We start from the raw sequence: 20,829 nt of genomic DNA, 5'->3' as shown, positions 1-20,829 counted from the left end.
TTGTATTGTCTTTTTATTAATATAAGTTTATAACTAAAATTGTAAATAGAGATTTAGATTTTGTTTAAAATCAAGGCGGAGAGAAATTTTTAAGCGGAGTGTACTAAAGTACATGAGCATTAAAAATTCCTATCCAACGCAGAGTTTGGACAAAAGATGAATCTCTATTTACAGTTTTTTGATTTTTTCTATTTCGTCTCTTAGTCTAATCGCTTCTTCAAAGTTCAAGTCCTTCGAAGCTTTCGTCATCGCCTTATTCAACTCTATGAGCATCTTCTTTCTCTCAGCAGCTGGCATTTTATTTAACTTATCTAACTTCAAGGCTACAGCATCATACTCTTCAAGTTTTAGATTATCTTCTAATACTCTTGTGGTACTAATTGGAGTAATTCCATGTTTTTTATTGTGAGCTTCTTGAACTTCTCTTCTTTTGTTTGTAACATCTATGGCAAACTGCATAGAATCAGTTACTCTTTTGGCAAATAAAATAACACGTCCATTTTGATTTCGTGCCCCTCTTCCCATAGTTTGGATAAGAGAAGTTTTACTTCTTAAAAATCCTTCTTTATCCGCATCTAAAATAGCCACCAAAGAAGTTTCTGGAATATCTAAACCTTCTCTTAAAAGATTGATTCCAACTAAAACATCAAATTCACCCAATCTCAATTGCCGAATGATTTCTACTCGCTCTAAAGTATCTATCTCACTATGCATATATTTTACTCTAATACCTAGGTCTAAATAATATGCTGTTAGTTCTTCTGCCATTTTTTTAGTTAAAACTGTAACTAAAACCCGCTCATTTTTTGCAGCAACTTTTTTGATTTCATCGTGAAGTTTTTCAACTTGAAATTCACTATCCATAATCTCAATAGTTGGGTCTAACAATCCAGTTGGTCTAATAATTTGCTCAGCTACAACTGAACTCATTGAAGTTTCTAATTCATTTGGAGTTGCACTTACAAACAGATAATGTGGTGCTTTCTTGATAAACTCATCAAACATCAAAGGACGGTTATCTAAAGCACTTGGTAATCGAAATCCATACTCAACAAGAACTTCTTTTCTACTCCTATCTGCTGCATGCATTCCTCTAAACTGAGGTAAGGATACATGAGATTCATCAACTATGAGTAAAAAGTCTTTTCCTATTTGTTCAAAATAATCCATCATTGAATAAGGTGTTTCTCCAGGCTCCAATCCTGTCAAATGTCGAGCATAGTTCTCTATTCCTTTACACATACCAGTACCTTCAATCATCTCTAAATCAAACTCTACTCGCTGTTTAAGTCTTTGATACTCTACAAGCCTATCTTCAGCCTTTAAAAAGGCTAATCTCTCTTCTAACTCTTCTTCTATTTTTTTTACTGCAGTTGCTAGGTTTTCACTATTTACAACAAAAGGATTTACTGAATAAATTGTTACATCTTGTACATCTTTTTGTTTGACATTAGTCATGTATTCATGAATAGAAATTGCTTCAACTTCATCTGCAAAAAACTCTACACGAATAAACTCATCTTGCCAATAAGCAGGAAATACATCAATAACATCTCCATTTACTCTAAAATCTGCACGGTCAAAAAACTTATCATTTCTTTTATAACCCATATCAACAAGTTTCATTAAAAGTGTGCGCTGTGAGTATTCAAACCCTACGGAGAGTTTTTGCACCATAGATTTATATTCAGCTGGATTTCCTAAACCATAGTTTGCAGAGACAGAAGCTACTACAATAACATCATCAAAAGAGAGTAAAGAAGCTGTTGCACTTAATCTCATTCTTTCAAGTTCTGAGTTTATAGAACTGTCTTTTTCTATAAACAAATCACTTCTTGGAATATAAGCTTCTGGTTGATAGTAATCGTAATAAGAGATAAAATATTCCACATGATTGTTAGGAAAGAAAGATTTAAATTCACTATATAGTTGGGCCGCCAAAGTTTTATTATGAGTCATAATAAGAGTTGGTTTTTGAGTTTTCTCAATAACTTTTGCCATAGTATAAGTTTTACCTGAACCTGTTACTCCAAGTAGCGTATTATATTGATTACCTGCAAGTATTGATTCACTTAATTTTTCTATTGCTAGGGGTTGATCTCCAGCTGGGCTATATTTACTTTCAACTTTAAACTCTGCTATAACTTATCCTTCCTTACTAGTGTTTTTATATTTGTACAAATAATACATCAATCTTTCTACTTCTTTGCCTTCCCAAATTAGGTGTTTGGATAAGATATCTTTTGATTTATCTACTCGTACTTCTTTTTTATATTTTGCCATTATTTGTTTTAGTGATATTTGAAGATTTTCTAAACTATCTTTTAGTATTTCTTCATGAAAAACATCATTACATGTTGGTAAAAAAAGTTCCAAATCTCTTTTGTACATAGCAACTAAAAAACTCATTTGCCAAGAGTGCCAAGATTTTTTTTCATATTCCTCATGTTTATTTTTATAATCTAGTAATTTAAAAATTTCAAATAATTCTTTTGATTCTTCCCTCAAAGTATTATTACTCAAAGATTCAAATGATGAAGGTAGAGTTATAAGTCTTGTATTAATATATTTTTTTGTATCTTCTTTATGGTATGAACCTATAACTCTTTTTATCTTTTTAACTTTATAAAAAAATAGAGTCAATAAAAATACAACTATCAAAATTAAAAAAACAATTAATACAAAAGTCAGATTACTCATAAACTTTTTCCTATAAATTCATTATTCACTAAAACTACATATTCGTTACTACAAGTTAAAGATTGTATGTTTTTATATCTTTTTTCATCGATAATATACTCTTTTCCTTGATGAAAATGTCCTTCAATGATTATTTTTGCATCATAGTGCTTAACTCTTTTTGAAACAATATCTTTAAAACTTTTAATATTATGACAAATATTCTTCCCTAAAAGACCATAATATATCTTTTTAGAGATAAAATTTTTAAAATCAATTGCATTCATAAAAAGTAAAAATATATGATTTCTAATAAATTTACAATAAACATCATAAAATTTATCATTTACAAATATATCACCATGACTTAAAGCTACTTCTTGGTTTTGATAATTCATAAAAATAGGCTGTGATTCTCTTTTGTATATTTTCACATTTGGGAATAAATTTTTCAAATTGTAGTCATGATTACCTTCTAAATATATCATTTCAATATCTTGTGATAACTTATTTATTAAAGAGATTACTTTTTTATTTCTTTTTATAAAATATTTACTCTCTCCTGAGATAAAATCAAACATATCACCCATCAAAAATAACTGTTCAGTCTCTATCTCTTTTGATTTTAATTTTTTAAAAAAAGTTAAAAGTTGAGACCTTTTTTCATTGAAGTGAGAGTCTGCAATGAAAATAGCGTTTTCTTTTATACTAGGAAACATAAGCAAAATATGAGAAGTTTAATTTAAACATTATAGTTCAAGTTCTTTGTAAAATACTTCCAAGACTTCAAAAGTTTTTACTCCACCTGGTAAGGTTGCACTAAATTCATCACCCTCTTCTTTTCCCATTAGTTGTTTAGCTAAAGGTGAATTAAATGAAATCATTCCTTTTTCAGCATTAGATTCAACACCACCTACAATTGAGTACTCATACTCTTCATCAGTATCTGTGTTTACTAATTTTACAGTTGAACCAAATGAAACTCTATCGTGAGGTAAAGAAGTAGGATCAATAATTACAGCTTTGCTTAATACTGCACCTAGTTCTGCAATTTGTACATCTATTAATTTTAATTTTTCTTTTGCAGCATGATATTCAGCATTTTCTTTTAAATCCCCTAATTGTCTTGCTTCTTCAAGGGCAATAACAGTTTCAGGACGCTCAGTACTTTTTAAAAAATCCAATTCCCCTGTAATTTTTTTATACCCCACATTTGTCATTGGTTCTTTTTCCATCAACCTCTCCATAAATATATTTTCTATTTTAATCTGCTATAATACCCAAAAAATAAAAAATAAAAAATAAATTTACGAAAGAAGATGTAGTATGTCAAAATACGATAGAACTCTAAAACTTTTTGGAGATAATAATTTTGATAAGTTTCAAAATACAAAAATAATACTTTTAGGTGTAGGTGGAGTTGGTTCATTTGCGCTAGATTCACTTTATAGAACAGGAATAACAAATATAACTATAGTAGATTTTGATACTTATGAAGAATCAAATTTAAATAGACAAATGGGTAGTGAAGGCAATATTGGAAGAGTAAAAGTTGAAGCTTTAAAAGAAAAGTACCCAAATGTGCAAATCATACATGAAAAGATTACAGAATCTTGGGTTGATGAATTTGACTTTTCTTCATATGAGTATATTTTGGATGCAATTGATGATATTAAACCAAAAGTTCGACTAATTCAAAAATATTACGATAAACTTATAAGTACAAGTGGTAGTGCAAAAAGAATCGATCCATCTAAGATTGAATATATTTCAATTTGGGATACGTACAATGATCCATTTATTAGAAAAATCAGATATGAATTAAAAAAAAGAGGCTTTAAAAAGAAGTTCAAAGTAATCTTTTCAGGTGAAAATCCAAATTGCATTGAAAAAGGCAGCTTTGAGGGTGTTACTGGTTCTTTTGGTTTAATGATGTCTTCTGTTACAATTCAAAAAATAATTGCTAATTAGAAAAAATCAATAAACTATAAGAAAAAAATTAATATAATAAGAATATTTGCAAAAAAGGGAATACATGAGTGGTATGAATAGTGTTGAGCAAATGACTCAAGGGCATCTTAGAAATGTGCAACAATTAGCTGTATTTTATACTGGTAAAAATAATATTTATGCAATTAATATTGCCAAAGTAAAAGCTTTTGTAATAACTGAAGAAGTAACAATAAATGATACTCCATCTGATACTGACATCATAGCAGGTATTGCAACTATTAGAGGGGAACCAGTTACTTTAATAAAACTTGACGCTTGGTTAGGTAATAAAACACTTGAATTAGCTGATTATAAATTAATAATTTACTGCGAATTCAACCATAAAAAAGTTGGTTTTTTAATTAAAGACATGCTTGATATAGTTGAAAAAACTACTGATGAATTAAGACATTCAGAAGAAACAAATTCAAAAATCACATATACAACATATGTGAAAGTACATGATAAAGATGAATTATGTACAGTATTTAATGCAGAGCAATTATTAAAAGACCTTGGTTGGGTAAATGATGGCGATGATGTTATGAATAAATATATTGAAGCTCCATTTACTACTAAAAAGGTTGTTTTAGCAGCGGAAGATTCAAATGTAGCAAGAGAAGTTTTAAGAAAATTTTTCAAAAAAGCAAATTTGAAATATGAAATTTATAATAATGGTGCAGATTTATTAGATAGAATTAGAGAAATTAACCCAGAAGAAGTTGGTTTAGTAATTACTGATATTGAAATGCCAGAAACTGATGGATTCCAAGTTGCACAATTTATAAAATCAAGTAATAAATATGCTAATATCCCTGTTATTGTAAACTCATCTATGACAACAGATGCTGTTAAAAATAAAATGAAACAAATTGGTGTTGATGGCTTTATTGGTAAAACTGATATCCAAGCACTATACTCTACATCTAGAGAATTCCTAAACTAAAAATTAGATGATTTTAAATCATCTAATTTTTTAACCACTTCTCAAATATCTCGATTTGCTCTTTTGTATTTTTAGTAGATGTTCCACCAAAAGATGTTCTTGCATTCATAGAAGCTTTTAAATCTAAATACATCAAAATCTCTTCATCAATATTTTTTACCTCATCATTAGCAGATCTAATTTCTTCAAGGCTTAATTCACTAATATCTTTATTTAAAGAATTTGCAACCGCCACCACATCTTTAGTAATATAATAAGCAGTTCTAAAAGGCATAGCTTGTTTTTGAACTAAATAATCAGCTAAATCAGTAGCACTTAAATGTCCTATTTTACAAGCGTTTGCCATTTTCTCTACATTTACTATCATAGTTTTTATAACTTCATTTAAAATAGAAATAGAGATTTCAATAGTCTTAACAGAATCAAAAACTCCCTCTTTATCTTCTTGTGTATCTTTATTATAAGCTAGTGGTAAACCTTTCATAACTGTGAATAATGAAACTAGATTTCCATAAACTCTTCCAGTTTTTCCTCTTAATAATTCAGGAACATCAGGATTTTTCTTTTGTGGCATGATTGAAGATGTTGTTGCATACTCATCACTCATTCTTACAAATTGGAACTCATAAGATGACCAAGTAACTAACTCTTCAGATATTCTGCTTATATGCATCATTGCTGTACTTATATTAAATAAAATTTCTAAAGCAAAGTCTCTATCAGAAACTGTATCAAGAGCACTTATTGTTGGAGAGTTAAATCCTAGTTTCTCAGAAGTAGAAAATCTATTTATATTATGTGGAGTTCCAGCAAGTGCTGCACTTCCTAAAGGACAGTAATTATTTCTCTCATATGAGCTTTCAAATCTTTCAAAATCTCTTTTAAACATATTTGCATAAGCTAATAAATGATATCCAAAGTTAATTGGTTGAGCATGTTGTAAGTGAGTCATACCAGGAATTAAAGTCTCAGTGTGCTTTTTAGCAACTTCTACAAAAGTATTTACAAGCTCTTTTAACTGTGATTTAATTGATAAGTTTTTATCTTGAACATACAATCTAAAGTCAGTAGCAACTTGATCATTTCTACTTCTTGCTGTGTGCAATCTTTTTCCAGCTTCTCCGATTATTTCAGTTAACCTACTCTCAACTGCCATATGAATATCTTCATGTTCTATTTTAAATTCAAACTTTCCTGATTCTATCTCTTCTTTTACTTGAAGTAGCCCGTTTTCAATATCTTCTTGGTCTTTCTTTGTCAAAATACCTTGTTCTTTTAACATTTGTGAGTGAGCAATTGAACCTTTTATGTCTTGAGCATATAACTCTTTATCAAACATAACTGAAGCATTAAATTCATCTAAAAGCTTTGCATTTGTATTTTTTAAAATTTGGTCATTTGCCATTAAATCTATCCTTTATAATCTGCCATAAATTTTTTTGCATTATAGCAAAAGATTTATTATGATGGGATTTGCAAGATTTAATTAATAATTTGAGATTTTGTCATTTGAAAGTGTGATTTGGTGTTTATACATATTTGCTTTGATTAAAATATCTGAATACTCCACAGGATTATTCTCTTTATCAAAAGATAATCTATGTAAAGATAAAAGTGATGAGCCCTCTTTTATACCTAATTTTTCGGCTTCTTCTTTTGTAGAATCTTTTGCTTCCACTGTCTCTTGGGCATTGTAAAACTCTATATTGTATTCATCTTTTAAAAAGGTATATAAAGATTCTATATTAAACTTTTTCTTTAGATTTGGAACTTTGTCAAAATCTAAATAATTTAACATCAAAGCAAAAGGAATACCATCCATCTCTCTAAATCTTTTTATGCATAATAAAGTATCACATTTTAATAACTCTTTTACATAATGTTCTTTTTTTATAACTAAGAATTCAATTGATTTAGTAGTTAGTTTATGATTTTGTTTGTTTAATCTTTGAGTTAAAGAACCAATAGAATTTGCATCATAAAGAATTTTTTGCTCTTTTATAAAAGTACCTGAGCCTTGTTTTCTCTCTAAGATATTATCTCTTTCAAGTAACTCAATTGCTTTTCTTACAGTTATTCTACTTACTTCATACTCTTTTTCTAGCTTTATTTCAGGAGAAAACAGATCTCCTGCTTTATAATTAGCTTGAATATCTTTTAGTAATTTATTTTTTAATTGTACATATAATGGAATACCATTTTTACTAAACAATAATCATTTCCTTTGATTTATATATTTGACATTTTATCATTTGATAAAATTATCTTATGTTTATACATATCTGATTTAATAACTAAATTTGAGTACTCTATTGGCTTATTACTTGTATCATATGAGAGTCTTTTTAAAGATAATAGGGGAAAACCTTCTTTTACATTTAACCTTTTGGCTTCATCTTTATTTGCAGCTTTTGCTTCTACTATCTCTTCTGCATTGTAAAACTCGATGTTATACTCTTCTTTTAAAAAGGCATACAATGATTCAAGATTTAATTTTTTTTCAATGTCAGGTACAGTATTTACATCAAAATAGTTTATCATCAAGGCAAATGGAACTTCATTCAATAATCTTGTTCTTCTAATACACAGTAGCTTCTCACAATTTAGCATATCTTTTACAAAATGTTCTTCACCCTCTTCAATTATTTCAAAAGATATAGATTTTGTAGTAAGAAGATGTTTTTGTTTTTCTAACCTTTGAGTTAAAGAACCAATAGAATTTGCATCATAAAGTACTTTCTTTTCTTGTACAAAAGTTCCTCTACCTTGTTTTTTAATAACTACATTTTCTCGCTCTAGTTCTTCAATAGCTTTTCTTACAGTTATTCTACTTACTTGATATTTCTCTTCAAGTTTGCCCTCAGCTGGTATAATATCATCAGCTTTGTAATTTAACTTAATATCTTCCAATAATTTCTCTTTTAATTGAAGATATAATGGTATACCATTTTTAGCAAACAAAAGTATTTCCTTTTAAGATAAATATTGATTTGTAATATATTATAACAATATATTCTATTTATTATTGCATATTACATAATTCAATTTTAAAGTGCACTTAATATTTGTTATAATGAATTATTTAATAACTCCAAAGATTTTTCTTTTTCAATATTTACTCTTTTTTCATCCCAATTTAACTCTTTTTGCATTATTTCTAATACTTTGTCTAAAATCTCTTTTGCAGCTTTTTTATCAATCAAGGCCAAAGATGTTCTTCTTACTATATAATCCATAGGTTTTTGTACAAATTCTTCTTTAATAGTATAAATTAATTCTGCATTTGTATGTGCATAGTCTTTATGTAATCTCTCTATTTTTTTAGTACAACTTAAAACATCATTTGCTTTATCACCATACATTTTAATCAAATATTTTTTAATATCTTCATCTAAACAATCAACTTGCATCTCTTTTGTAAAGTTTTCACTTCCTATTAATTTTAATTTTTTTGTTTGGCACTCTTTGTTTTCTAAAGCAAATTTAGAAGTCACATAATCAACAAGCTCTTCTGACATCTTTCTATAAGTTGTCCATTTGCCACCTAAAATACTAACTAAGCCAGAATCAGAGCTAATAATAATATGCTCTCTTACAATACTTTTTGTTGAGGCATTTTTAGGCGCTGCTACTAATGGTCTTATTCCACACCATGACGATAATATTTCACTTTCATCAATTTTTAAATCAAAATATATTTCTAAGTGTTTTAATATATATTTTATATCTTCAGCAGAAACCTCTGGATGTTCACTTAGAGTTGTTTTTTCATCTGTAGTTCCAACTAAACATTTACCCATCCAAGGAAGTATAAATAAAACTCTTCCATCTTCAGTTTTTGGAATCATCAAACCTTCATCAGAAGGCAAATACTTTTTGTCTAATACAATATGAATACCAGAACTTAAGTCAAGCATTTTTTTTGCTTCTTTATTATCTAAAGTTCTTACCTTATCAGAAAATGCTCCCGTTGCATTTATTATAACTTTTGAGTTTACAATATAAGTTTCATCTGTAATTTTATTTCTTACTTTTACCCCAGAAATTTTTCCCTCTTCGTATAAGAACTCTTCAACTTCACTATAATTTCTACAATCAGCCCCAAACTTTTGAGCTGTTTTAAGTAGTGTTACATTCAATCGTGAGTCATTAAAACTTCCATCATAATATTTAACTCCACCTACTAAGGCATTTTTTTTGATACTTGGAAAGTTATTTATCATCTTATCTTTACATACAATTGAACTTCTACCAAGACCTCTTCTTCCTGATACAAAATCATATAAACTCAAACCTATAAACATATAAGGTAATTCCCACCATTTATATATAGGAGTTACAAGGGTAAGTCTAGAACATAAGTGAGGAGCATTTTTCAAAAGTCTTGATCTCTCTTTTAATCCCTCTTTTACTAAATTGAATTGGTCCATATTCAAGCCCTTCACAGCGGCTTCCAAATAACGAACTCCACCATGTACTAGTTTTGTACTTCTAGAACTAGTTCCTTCAGCAAAATCATTTTTTTCTAATACTAAAGTTGTAAAGCCTCTTGATGCGGCATCTAAAGCTGTTCCACTTCCGGTTGCTCCTCCACCTATTATAATAATGTCATATTTATTACTTTCCATAATCTTACTATCCTTAAATAGATTACATTATAAGGTTATAATGTTGTTGAAGACATTATAATGATATAACTATAAAAAGAATATTAAATAAATTATAATAATAAAAAATGCTTCTTAAAACTTCAGCTTAAAAAACAACTACTTTTTTACAATTTTTAAAATCCACTTTAAGTAATTTATAAGGTCAAAGCAAGCAAGCTACCATCGTATCGCAATGCTATTTTATTGCTACGTTTAAAGATGAAAAAGATTTTAATTAAAGACAAAAAAATGGTTACCTTTTTAAGCATACTTTAAAATTCTATACGTCACTATTAAAGACAACATTATAATGTTATGATGTAAAAATTATTACATTGATAATTTTATAAATATAAGAATTGTAGCAAGGAGATTGAATGTCATTAGAACTTGAGAATGTGTCAATGAAAGTTGATGGACAAACTCATATTTATAATACAAACCTAACACTACAAAAAGGTACAATGAATGTACTTCTAGGTAGAACCTTATCAGGAAAAACAACCTTGATGAGAATAATGGCAGGATTGGATGTACCTACAACAGGAAAAATTCTGTGGGAAGGGAAAGATGTTACTAGAATGAGAGTTCAAGATAGAAAAGTTGCGATGGTCTATCAGCAATTTGTCAATTATCCTTCAATGAGTGTATATGAAAATATTGCAGCACCTTTGAGAATAATGAAAAAAGATTCAGATGAGATAGACAAAGCAGTTAGAGAAACAGCTGCACTTATGCGTTTAACAAATATGTTAGATAGAAAACCCTTAGAATTATCAGGTGGGCAACAACAAAGATGCGCACTAGCTCGTTCACTAGTAAAAGGTTCTGGATTGGTACTATTAGATGAACCCCTTGCAAACTTGGATTACAAATTAAGAGAAGAACTAAGAGAAGAGATTCCTAAAATGTTTGAAAAATCTGGAGCAATTTTTGTATATGCTACAACTGAACCAGAAGAAGCACTTTTATTAGGTGGAAATGTTGTGACCTTATGGGAAGGTAAAATAACACAATTTGATGAAACTACAAAAGTTTATCACAAACCAAATACCGCTATTACAGCAAAAGTTTTCTCAAACCCTTCAATGAATTTTTTAAATATAAAAAAAGAAGGTGATTACTTTTATTATGGAGATAGACAAAAAGCACTTGCTACAAATGGGCTAAAAGATATAAAAGATGGAAAATATCTAGCAGGCTTTAGACCAAATCACCTAGAACTTACAAAAAAATCAGAAACTGCAATTGAATTCTCAGCTCACTTAGATGTTACAGAAATAACAGGATCTGAGACTTTTTTACATATGCAACATAAAGAAGACAATTGGATTGGTCTAGTTCATGGAGTACATGACTTAGAATATAACTCAGAAATATCAGTGTATTTAGATACTCGTCATATTTTTGTATTTTCTCATGATGGCGATTTAGTTAAAACTGCCTCTTATGTAGAAGAAAGATAGAAGGAGAAGAAATGGCAAAAATAACTCTTTCAAACTTAGCCCATAGTTATATGGAAAATCCAATTTCAGATAAAGATTATGTATTACAACCTTTAAATCATGAGTGGGAAGATGGAGCAGCTTATGCCCTACTTGGACCTTCTGGATGTGGAAAATCAACTTTACTAAATATTATATCTGGAATTATAACTCCATCGGAGGGAAAAATTCTATTTGATGATAAAGATGTTACAAATGAAGATACAGCACATAGAAATATTGCCCAAGTATTTCAATTCCCCGTTGTCTATGACACAATGACAGTCAGACAAAATCTAGAATTTCCTTTAAAAAATAGAAAAGAAAAGCCTGAATATATCAAACAAAGAGTTGATGCTATTGCAAAAGCAATAAAAGTTGAAGATATTTTGGATAATAAAGCAAGTGGTTTAACAGCTGATGCCAAACAAAAAATATCTTTAGGTAGAGGAATGGTAAGAGAAGATGTAAATGCAATTTTATTTGATGAACCTTTAACTGTGATTGACCCTCATATGAAATGGGAATTAAGAACTCAATTAAAAGCTTTACACAAAGAGCTAAAACATACAATGATATTTGTAACTCATGACCAAACAGAAGCTTTAACCTTTGCTGATAAGGTTGTAGTTATGAACCAAGGAATTGTTTTACAAATAGGAACTCCAGAAGAGTTATTTGAAAAACCAGCACATACCTTTGTGGGATATTTTATTGGTTCACCAGGAATGAATCTTTTTGATGTGAAAATTAATGGAAACATAGCAACTTTAGATGATTATGCAATTGAATTAAATTCTAAATATAAAGATTTAGAAGGTGTGATTCAATTAGGAATAAGACCTGAATTCATAAACCTTTGTGAAGATGGAGAGGGAATCAAAATAGATATTACCAGGATAGAAGATGTGGCTCACCATAAGATTGTACGAGCAAAATACAAAGATAATAATATAAATATAATAGTTTCAGAAGATACAAAAATCACTTCAACAATGAGTAGCATGACTTTTGATTTAGAAAAAATCAATGTATATGAAAATGATTGGATAGTCCAAGGAGAAGCACTATGAAAAAAACTGTAAATCAAAAGGCATGGTTTCTTGTACTTCCAGTACTAATCCTTGTTGGTTTTTCAGCTGTTATTCCTTTAATGACAGTTGTTAATTATTCAGTTCAAGATACCTTTGGAAATAATGTATTTTTCCCTGCTGGATTACAATGGTTTGAAGAAGTTCTTCACTCAGAGAGAATTCATGCAGCATTAGGAAGACAGATACTTTTTACAGGAATTATTTTAGCAATAGAGATTCCTCTTGGTATTTTTATTGCTTTACATATGCCTAAAAAAGGGTTTTGGTCATCAGCTTGTTTAATATTAGTTGCTCTTCCACTACTTGTTCCTTGGAATGTTGTTGGTACTATTTGGCAAATATTTGGAAGAACTGATATTGGACTTTTGGGTCATACTTTAGTATCAATGGGGATTGATTATAACTACACCCAAAATGTACTTGATGCATGGGTTACAATAATTGTAATGGATGTATGGCATTGGACTTCGTTAGTTGTTTTACTTTGTTATGCAGGATTACAATCAATTCCATCAGCTTATTACCAAGCAGCAAAAATCGACCAAGCTTCAAAATGGAGTGTTTTTAGATATATCCAACTTCCTAAAATGATGGGAGTATTGCTAATTGCTAGTTTGCTTAGATTTATGGATAGTTTTATGATTTATACTGAACCTATGGTTGTAACAGGTGGTGGGCCTGGAAATTCTACTACATTTTTATCTATAGATTTAGTTAAAACAGCAATTGGTCAGTTTGATTTAGGACCAGCAGCAGCTTTTTCACTAATATATTTTCTAGTGATACTATTAACATGTTGGGCATTTTTTACAATCATGACAAACATAGATAAAGAAGAGGAGTAATTTATGAGTACAGCAATTAAAAAAGGCTTTTTTAGCAGTAAATCTCCTACTATTATGCTTATATATATTATCTTTTTGATGTTACCTGTTTATTGGTTAGTAAATATGAGTTTTAAAACAAATGAAGAGATATTGGGAACTTTTTCACTTTTTCCTAATGATCTTACTTTTCATAATTATATTGTTATATTTACAGACCCTACTTGGTATTGGGGATATATCAACTCAATGATATATGTTGTAATGAATACGGTTATTTCTGTTTTAGTAGCACTTCCAGCAGCATACGCTTTTTCGAGATATAGATTTTTAGGAGATAAGCATTTGTTCTTTTGGTTATTAACTAACAGAATGGCACCACCTGCTGTATTTGCGCTGCCATTCTTTCAACTTTATTCAAGTGTTGGTTTATTTGATACACATATTGCGGTGGCTTTAGCTCATACATTATTCAATGTTCCATTATCTGTTTGGATTTTGGAGGGCTTTATGCGTGGTGTACCAAAAGAAATAGATGAAACTGCATATATTGATGGATTTAGTTTTTTTGGATTTTTTACAAAAATCTTCACTCCATTAATTGCTTCTGGTATTGGTGTTTGTGCATTTTTCTGTTTTATGTTCTCTTGGGTTGAATTACTTTTAAGTAGAACATTAACAGCTGTTAATGCCAAATCAATAGCAGTAACTATGACAAAAACAATATCAGCTTCTGGAGTTGATTGGGGCGTTCTAGCAGCAGCAGGTGTTTTAACACTTGTTCCTGGTGCCATAGTTATATATTTTGTTCGTAATCACATTGCCAAGGGTTTATCTCTTGGACGAGTTTAAGGAGGTTTAGTATGAATTTATCATGGATGGCTTGGACAAGTGGAACTGCAATATTTTTCATTTGTATCTTTGTTGCACTTATAATCATGACTATCTGGGCCATTAAGTGGCCGCAGGCACCAAGAGTAGGAATTTTACGAATAAAAACCACTCCTGGTGATCGACTTTTTCTAAGTCTTTTAGGCTCGGCATTTATTTGCCTTGGCTATTTAGCAATGTTTGGTACTCCAATTTACGGGGGAATGGTTCTTTGTCTTTTTTATGCTATAGCAGTTTTTCGCTGGGTATAAAAATACTAAAATAAAATTATCAAATTTTATTTTATTTATAACAATTTAACTTAAGAAGGGGAAAAGAATGAAAATAAAAAATAAGATTACTACTTCACTTGTAGTAGGAATATTAGGACTAAGTAGTTGTGCTTTTAGTGCAGATATGAATAAATGGATTGATGAATTTCAACCTTCATCATTGACAAAAGCTCAACAAAAAGATGAGCTTACTTGGTTTAAAGATGCTGCAAAACCTTATAAAGGTATGACTATAAAAGTTGTATCTGAAAGTCTTACAACTCACTCATATGAGAGTAAAACTTTGGCAAAAGCATTTTACGATATTACAGGAATAAAAGTTATTCATGACCTCATTGGGGAAGGTGATGTTATTGAAAAACTACAAACACAAATGCAAACAGGGCAAAATATTTATGATGCTTATGTAAATGATTCTGATTTAATAGGTACACATTGGAGATATAAACAAGTTAGAAATTTAACTGATTGGATGAAAGGTGACGGTAAAGCTGTTACAAATCCAAACTTAGATTTAGACGATTTTATGGGATTATCTTTTACAACTGCTCCTGATGGAAAACTATATCAGTTACCAGATCAACAGTTCGCTAACCTTTATTGGTTTAGATATGATTGGTTCACGGACCCAAAAAATATGGCTGATTTTAAAGCAAAATATGGTTATGAATTAGGCGTTCCAGTTAACTGGTCTGCATATGAAGATATTGCAGAATTCTTTACAGGAAGAGTAATCGATGGTAAAAAAGTTTATGGACATATGGATTATGGTAAAAAAGATCCTTCATTAGGTTGGAGATTTACTGATGCTTGGATGTCAATGGCTGGAGAGGGTGATCCTGGTTTACCAAATGGACTTCCAGTAGATGAATGGGGAATTAGAGTAAATGAAAAATCTCAACCAGTTGCTTCTTGTATGGATAGAGGGGGAGCTACAAACTCACCAGCTGCTGTTTATTCTATTGAAAAATACAACAAATGGTTGAAAGAATATGCTCCACCAAGTGCTGCTGGTATGGTATTCTCTGAAGCTGGACCTGTTCCTGCACAAGGTGAAGTTGCACAACAAGCTTTCTGGTATACAGCTTTTACAGCAGATATGGTAAAAAAAGGTCTTCCAGTTGTAAATGCTGATGGTACTCCAAAATGGAGAATGGCTCCATCACCACATGGTGCTTATTGGAAAGAAGGAATGAAAGTTGGTTATCAAGATGTTGGTTCTTGGACTTTAATGAAATCAACACCTCTAAAAAGAGCTCAAGCTGCTTGGTTATATGCACAATTTGTTACATCAAAAACAGTTGATGTTAAAAAATCACATTTTGGTTTAACATTTATAAGAAAATCTAGTATTAATGATAAATCATTTACACAAAGATCTCCAAAACTTGGTGGTTTAGTTGAATTTTACAGATCTCCTGCAAGAACACAATGGACTCCAACAGGAACTAATGTACCTGATTATCCAAAATTGGCACAATTATGGTGGCAAAATATTGGTGATGCATCATCAGGTGCAAAAACTGCACAAGAGGCTTTAGATTCACTTTGTTTAGCTCAAGAGAAAATTCTATCAAGAATTGAAAGAGCTGGTATCCAAGGTGATATTGGACCAAAACTTAATGAAAAGAAAACTGCTGAATATTGGCTAAAACAACCAGGTGCTCCAAAACCTAAATTAGCTAATGAAAAACCAGCACCAGTAACTATTTCTTATGATGAATTAATCAAATCTTGGAAATAATTTTATAAATCTAAACAAAAGTTGAGTATGTCTCAACTTTTGTTACTCTAAAGTGAGAATAAATGAAATACATACTATCAATAGATCAAGGTACAACTTCTAGCCGAGCAATTCTATTTAATAAACAAATGAAAATAGAAAAAATTTCGCAAGAAGAGTTTCCTCAACACTTCCCTCATTCTGGTTGGGTTGAGCATAATCCTGAGGATTTATTTAATACAGTTTTAAATAGCTGTAAAAATGTATTAAAAGATGCGAATGCTAGTATAGAAGATATTGTATCTATTGGAATAACTAATCAAAGAGAGACAACTGTTGTATGGGATAAACATACAGGAAAAGCAGTTTATAATGCAATTGTATGGCAAGATAGAAGAACATCAAAAGAGTGCGATGTCTTTAAAGAAGCAGGACACGAAAAGATGATTAGAGAAAAAACTGGTTTATTATTTGACCCTTATTTTTCTGCTATGAAATTAAAATGGATTTTAGAAAATGTTAAAGGTGCTAAAGAAAAAGCTCTTAATGGAGATTTATTATTCGGAACAGTTGATACTTTTTTAATCTGGAAATTAAGTAATAAAAAAAGCCATGTTACAGATGCTACAAATGCTGCTAGAACAATGTTATACAACATAAAAACAAATGAATGGGACAAAGAGATTTGTACCCTTTTAGATATTCCAATGGGTATGTTACCCGAAGTTAAAGATTGTGCAGATGATTTTGCAAATATTAGTAAAGAGTATTTTGGAAAAGAAGTACCTATCAATGGAGTTGCAGGAGATCAACAAGCTGCACTTATAGGGCAAGCTTGTTTTGAACCAGGAATGGTAAAATCTACTTATGGAACTGGGTGTTTTGCTATTTTAAATATTGGCTCAAATATGATTTTATCAAAAAATAGACTGCTTACAACTATTGCATATAGATTTAATGGTCAAACAACTTATGCCTTAGAAGGTTCAATTTTTATAGCTGGTGCCGTTGTCCAATGGCTAAGGGATGGGTTAAAAATCATAAAAAGCTCAAAAGAGGCTCAAGAACTAGCACTCAATGCTGATCCAACAGAGCAACTCTATTTTGTACCTGCATTCACAGGACTTGCTGCTCCTTATTGGGATACTCAGTGTAGAGGCGCTATTTATGGACTTACAAGAAATACAGGACCTGAAGATTTTGCAAAAGCTGCTTTAGAAAGTGTAGCCTATCAAACTAAAGATTTATTAGAAGCTATGTATAGTGATTGGAATAATTTTGGAGAGTGTATTGATTGTGCTAAAAACTCTGTTTTAAGAATTGATGGTGGAATGTCAGCTTCAGATTATACTGTTCAATTTTTATCTGATATGTTAGGAACTTCAGTTGATAGACCTGAAATACTTGAAACAACTGCACTTGGCGTTGCTTGGCTTGCTGGAATGAAAGCAGGATTTTATCCTTTAAAAGAAGAGTTCTCAAAAGGCTGGAAGCTAGAAAAAGAATTCAAACCTACTATTAGTGAAGAAAAAAGATACGACCTTTATGCAGGCTGGAAAGACGCTGTACAGAGAACACTTTCAAAAAAATCAAATCAAATCTAACAAATTTTAAAGATGAATTTAATTCATCTTTAGAATAAATATTTCACTCTCAAAATTTGTTATAACATTATAATCTTTAAGTTTTGCCTAAGTTTTAAGTCATTATAATGTTATAATAATATTCAAGGGGAAAAAATGAAAAATTTAAATCAAAATGAAATAATAAAATCTAATAATTTAGAAATAAATATAAATGAACCAATGAAAAACCTAATATGTGGAGAATGGAAAGGAAGTGATGAAACTGCACAGAATATAAATCCTTCTGATATTGCAGATATAGTATCAACTTATTATAAAGGAAGTTATGAGCATGTATCACAAACTGTTGAGTTTGCTTCAAAAGTACAAAAGTCTTGGGCAAAATCTTCAATCTCATTAAGAGAAGAAGTATTAAAAGATATAGCAATTAAACTTCTTGATAATAAAGATTACTTTGGTGAAATAATAGCAAGGGAAGCTGGAAAACCAATAAAAGAAGCAATAGATGAAGTTGTAAAATCAGCTGAATTTTTTAATTATTTTGCAGCAGAAGCTATTAGAATGAAAGGTGCATTTATGGATTCACCAAGAGATAATGTTGATATAGAAGTAATACATGAACCAATAGGTGTAATTGGTGTCATTACACCTTGGAACTATCCATTAGCAATTCCAGCTTGGAAAATAGCCCCTGCCCTAGCCTATGGAAATAGCGTGATATTAAAACCATCAAGTAATACTCCAGCAATTGCCTATATACTAGCTAAAATAATTGACTCAACAAAACTACCTAAAGGTGTATTTTCATTGACATTTGGGCAAGGTGGAGTAATAGGTGATACTTTAGCACAATCAAAAAAAGTGCAAGGAATAACTTTCACAGGTTCTGTTGCTGTTGGTAAAGAACTTGCTAAAAAATCTATTGATTCTATGACTAAATTACAATTAGAAATGGGAAGTAAAAATTCACTTATAATACTTGATGATGCAGATATTAATACAGCAGTTGAAGCTTCTATAAAAGGCGCTTATAATGCAAATGGTCAAAAGTGTACTTCTTGTTCAAAACTAATTGTTACAGAAGGTATTTATGAAGAGTTTATAAGTGCTTTTAAAAATAAAATGCAATCATTAGTTGTAGGAAATGCTATGAATCCATCAAGTCAAATTGGACCTTGTATTGACAAAAAACAATTAGATGCTAACTTAGAGTATATCAAACTTGGACAAGAAGAAGGAGCTACTTTAGTTTGTGGAGGAGAAGCTATAAAAACTGATACCCAAGGATTTTATTTCTCACCTGCGCTATTTATAGATGGAAAATCTTCTATGAGAATAAACCAAGAAGAGATGTTTGCAGCTATTGCTTGTGTAATAAAAGTAAAAGATTATGATGAGGCAATTGAAGTATTAAATGATACAGAATTTGGATTATCAGGTGGAATTATTACAAATGATTTAAAAAAATCTATGCAGTTTAAACATGATGCAGAAATAGGAAATGTAATGATAAATCTTCCAACAGCTGGAATGGATAATCATGTACCATTTGGTGGTAGAAAAAGTTCATCTTATGGTTCAAGGGAAAAATCATATACAGCAAGTGATTTTTATACAACTACAAAAACTGTATATATCAAATACTAAAAAAGGGGAAAGAAACTCTTTCCCCTTTTTAATTCATATTACTTTTTGATTAGATTGGTAAAACTCTAATATTTTCATCTACTTTTTGTTTTAATACAGACTCAATAGCGTAAAGTGTTCCTGTATCTCCAGATGCACATCCATTACATGCACCTAAGTATCTAATATAAATATCATAATGAGGAGTATTTTCTTTAATATCAATAATCTCCATATTTCCACCATCCATTGCAAGCATTGGTCTAATTTCACCATCTAAAACTTCATCAATTACTTTAATTCTTTGAACAATTGTCATTTTATCAAAACTTGATTGTCCAGCTGCACTTGCATCTGCTGCTTGTTTTAATTTATCATGGTCCATTTCAGCATGAACATCTTTTAAAATATCTACTAAATAGATATCTTTTGCTTCATGTCCACCTGGCTTGATACATGACTTACAAAATGCTCCAGCTTTTGTATAATCAGTTACTTCTTCAACAGTCTGTAAATTATTTAATTTAATAACTTCTTGTAAAGTTGCTAATGAAACCCTTGCACATTCACAAACTATAATCTCAGATTCTAAAGATTCCATATCAACACCTTTATATGTTGATGCAGCTTTTTTAATAACATCATATGCCATAACTGAACAGTGCATTTTTTGAGGTGGAACAGCAGGAACATCTGGATGATCTCTTAATGCTTTTTCAACATCAATATTTGTAATTTTAATTGCTTCATCAACAGTTTTTCCTATACATAATTCAGCCATAACATCAGAAGAAGCGATTGCAGTTCCACATCCAAAAGATTTGAATTTAGAATTTACAATTACATCAGTTGTTTCATTAACAACCCAATATAATCTTACAGCATCACCACATGATTCAGCTCCAAAATCTGCAACGATTAATTTTCCACCAGCATCTTTAGCCATCTCTTCTGTAATCTCACCTTGGTGAGTTGGTTCATCCATTCTTCTTATTACTTGATTTGAGTATTCATCCCAAATTGAACCGCTTATTAAATCATTTTTAGCCATTTTATATTCCTT

The 20,829-nt window shown here is 30.2% G+C and carries 19 protein-coding genes; 10 read left to right on the top strand and 9 right to left on the bottom strand.

What is annotated here, in order from left to right:
- Positions 1–168: 168 nt before the first annotated feature.
- Genes uvrB through greA form a run of 4 tightly spaced genes read right to left on the bottom strand, consistent with a single transcriptional unit; the run spans position 169 to position 3,914 of the window.
- Positions 169–2,142 carry an excinuclease ABC subunit UvrB gene (gene uvrB / locus LXN10_RS11085; protein WP_375725341.1) on the bottom strand — a complete coding sequence of 658 codons (1,974 nt, stop codon included), beginning with the start codon at positions 2,140–2,142 and terminating at the stop codon, positions 169–171.
- A gap of 3 nt (positions 2,143–2,145) precedes the next feature.
- Complete coding sequence (locus LXN10_RS11080) at positions 2,146–2,700, bottom strand: hypothetical protein (protein WP_375723078.1); 555 nt, start codon at positions 2,698–2,700, stop codon at positions 2,146–2,148.
- Positions 2,697–3,398, bottom strand: a complete 702-nt coding sequence (locus tag LXN10_RS11075; protein ID WP_375723077.1) for a UDP-2,3-diacylglucosamine diphosphatase — start codon at positions 3,396–3,398, stop codon at positions 2,697–2,699. The genes LXN10_RS11080 and LXN10_RS11075 overlap by 4 nt, the downstream gene beginning before the upstream one ends.
- 30 nt (positions 3,399–3,428) lie before the next feature.
- Positions 3,429–3,914, bottom strand: a complete 486-nt coding sequence (greA, locus tag LXN10_RS11070; protein ID WP_375723076.1) for a transcription elongation factor GreA — start codon at positions 3,912–3,914, stop codon at positions 3,429–3,431.
- A 91-nt stretch (positions 3,915–4,005) separates the two neighbouring features.
- Between greA and LXN10_RS11065 the strand changes: the two genes are divergently transcribed.
- Positions 4,006–4,650, top strand: a complete 645-nt coding sequence (locus tag LXN10_RS11065; RefSeq protein WP_375723075.1) for a ThiF family adenylyltransferase — start codon at positions 4,006–4,008, stop codon at positions 4,648–4,650.
- A gap of 64 nt (positions 4,651–4,714) precedes the next feature.
- Positions 4,715–5,617, top strand: coding sequence for a chemotaxis protein CheV (locus LXN10_RS11060; RefSeq protein WP_375723074.1), 903 nt, complete (start codon positions 4,715–4,717; stop codon positions 5,615–5,617).
- Positions 5,618–5,639: 22 nt separating this feature from the next.
- Here LXN10_RS11060 and argH read toward each other — a convergent pair whose 3' ends face one another.
- From argH to LXN10_RS11040, 4 genes are all read right to left on the bottom strand, one after another.
- On the bottom strand, positions 5,640–7,022 hold the full coding sequence (argH, locus tag LXN10_RS11055; protein WP_375723073.1) for an argininosuccinate lyase: 1,383 nt from the start codon (positions 7,020–7,022) through the stop codon (positions 5,640–5,642).
- Between the two features lie 81 nt (positions 7,023–7,103).
- A complete protein-coding gene (locus LXN10_RS11050; RefSeq protein WP_375723072.1) occupies positions 7,104–7,829 on the bottom strand; it encodes a GntR family transcriptional regulator in 726 nt (241 codons plus the stop codon).
- Positions 7,830–7,846: 17 nt separating this feature from the next.
- Positions 7,847–8,578, bottom strand: a complete 732-nt coding sequence (locus LXN10_RS11045; RefSeq protein WP_375723071.1) for a GntR family transcriptional regulator — start codon at positions 8,576–8,578, stop codon at positions 7,847–7,849.
- A 107-nt stretch (positions 8,579–8,685) separates the two neighbouring features.
- On the bottom strand, positions 8,686–10,245 hold the full coding sequence (locus tag LXN10_RS11040) for a glycerol-3-phosphate dehydrogenase/oxidase (protein WP_375723070.1): 1,560 nt from the start codon (positions 10,243–10,245) through the stop codon (positions 8,686–8,688).
- A gap of 398 nt (positions 10,246–10,643) precedes the next feature.
- Between LXN10_RS11040 and LXN10_RS11035 the strand changes: the two genes are divergently transcribed.
- From LXN10_RS11035 to LXN10_RS11000, 8 genes are all read left to right on the top strand, one after another.
- Positions 10,644–11,732: an ABC transporter ATP-binding protein gene (locus tag LXN10_RS11035; protein WP_375723069.1), complete on the top strand. Its 1,089-nt coding sequence runs from the start codon at positions 10,644–10,646 to the stop codon at positions 11,730–11,732.
- Between the two features lie 11 nt (positions 11,733–11,743).
- Positions 11,744–12,823, top strand: a complete 1,080-nt coding sequence (locus LXN10_RS11030) for an ABC transporter ATP-binding protein (protein ID WP_375723068.1) — start codon at positions 11,744–11,746, stop codon at positions 12,821–12,823.
- Positions 12,820–13,689, top strand: coding sequence for a carbohydrate ABC transporter permease (locus tag LXN10_RS11025; RefSeq protein WP_129100190.1), 870 nt, complete (start codon positions 12,820–12,822; stop codon positions 13,687–13,689). Before LXN10_RS11030 ends, LXN10_RS11025 begins: the two co-directional genes overlap by 4 nt.
- Positions 13,690–13,692: 3 nt before the next feature.
- Positions 13,693–14,520, top strand: coding sequence for a carbohydrate ABC transporter permease (locus tag LXN10_RS11020; RefSeq protein WP_129100189.1), 828 nt, complete (start codon positions 13,693–13,695; stop codon positions 14,518–14,520).
- Positions 14,521–14,531: 11 nt separating this feature from the next.
- Positions 14,532–14,810, top strand: a complete 279-nt coding sequence (locus tag LXN10_RS11015) for a DUF2160 domain-containing protein (protein ID WP_129100188.1) — start codon at positions 14,532–14,534, stop codon at positions 14,808–14,810.
- 67 nt (positions 14,811–14,877) lie between these two features.
- Complete coding sequence (locus LXN10_RS11010; protein WP_375723067.1) at positions 14,878–16,575, top strand: ABC transporter substrate-binding protein; 1,698 nt, start codon at positions 14,878–14,880, stop codon at positions 16,573–16,575.
- A gap of 62 nt (positions 16,576–16,637) precedes the next feature.
- A complete protein-coding gene (gene glpK / locus LXN10_RS11005) occupies positions 16,638–18,158 on the top strand; it encodes a glycerol kinase GlpK (RefSeq protein ID WP_375723066.1) in 1,521 nt (506 codons plus the stop codon).
- A 135-nt stretch (positions 18,159–18,293) separates the two neighbouring features.
- Complete coding sequence (locus tag LXN10_RS11000) at positions 18,294–19,787, top strand: aldehyde dehydrogenase family protein (RefSeq protein WP_375723065.1); 1,494 nt, start codon at positions 18,294–18,296, stop codon at positions 19,785–19,787.
- 49 nt (positions 19,788–19,836) lie between these two features.
- Here LXN10_RS11000 and LXN10_RS10995 read toward each other — a convergent pair whose 3' ends face one another.
- Positions 19,837–20,817 (bottom strand): iron-sulfur cluster assembly scaffold protein, encoded by a 981-nt coding sequence (locus LXN10_RS10995; RefSeq protein ID WP_375723064.1) that lies wholly within the window; start codon positions 20,815–20,817, stop codon positions 19,837–19,839.
- Between the last annotated feature and the right edge of the window lie 12 nt (positions 20,818–20,829).

It is taken from the genome of Arcobacter iocasae, from assembly GCF_042214795.1.
In the GTDB taxonomy this organism is placed as follows: domain Bacteria; phylum Campylobacterota; class Campylobacteria; order Campylobacterales; family Arcobacteraceae; genus Arcobacter; species Arcobacter iocasae.
This window is presented reverse-complemented; position numbering and strand designations above follow the sequence as displayed.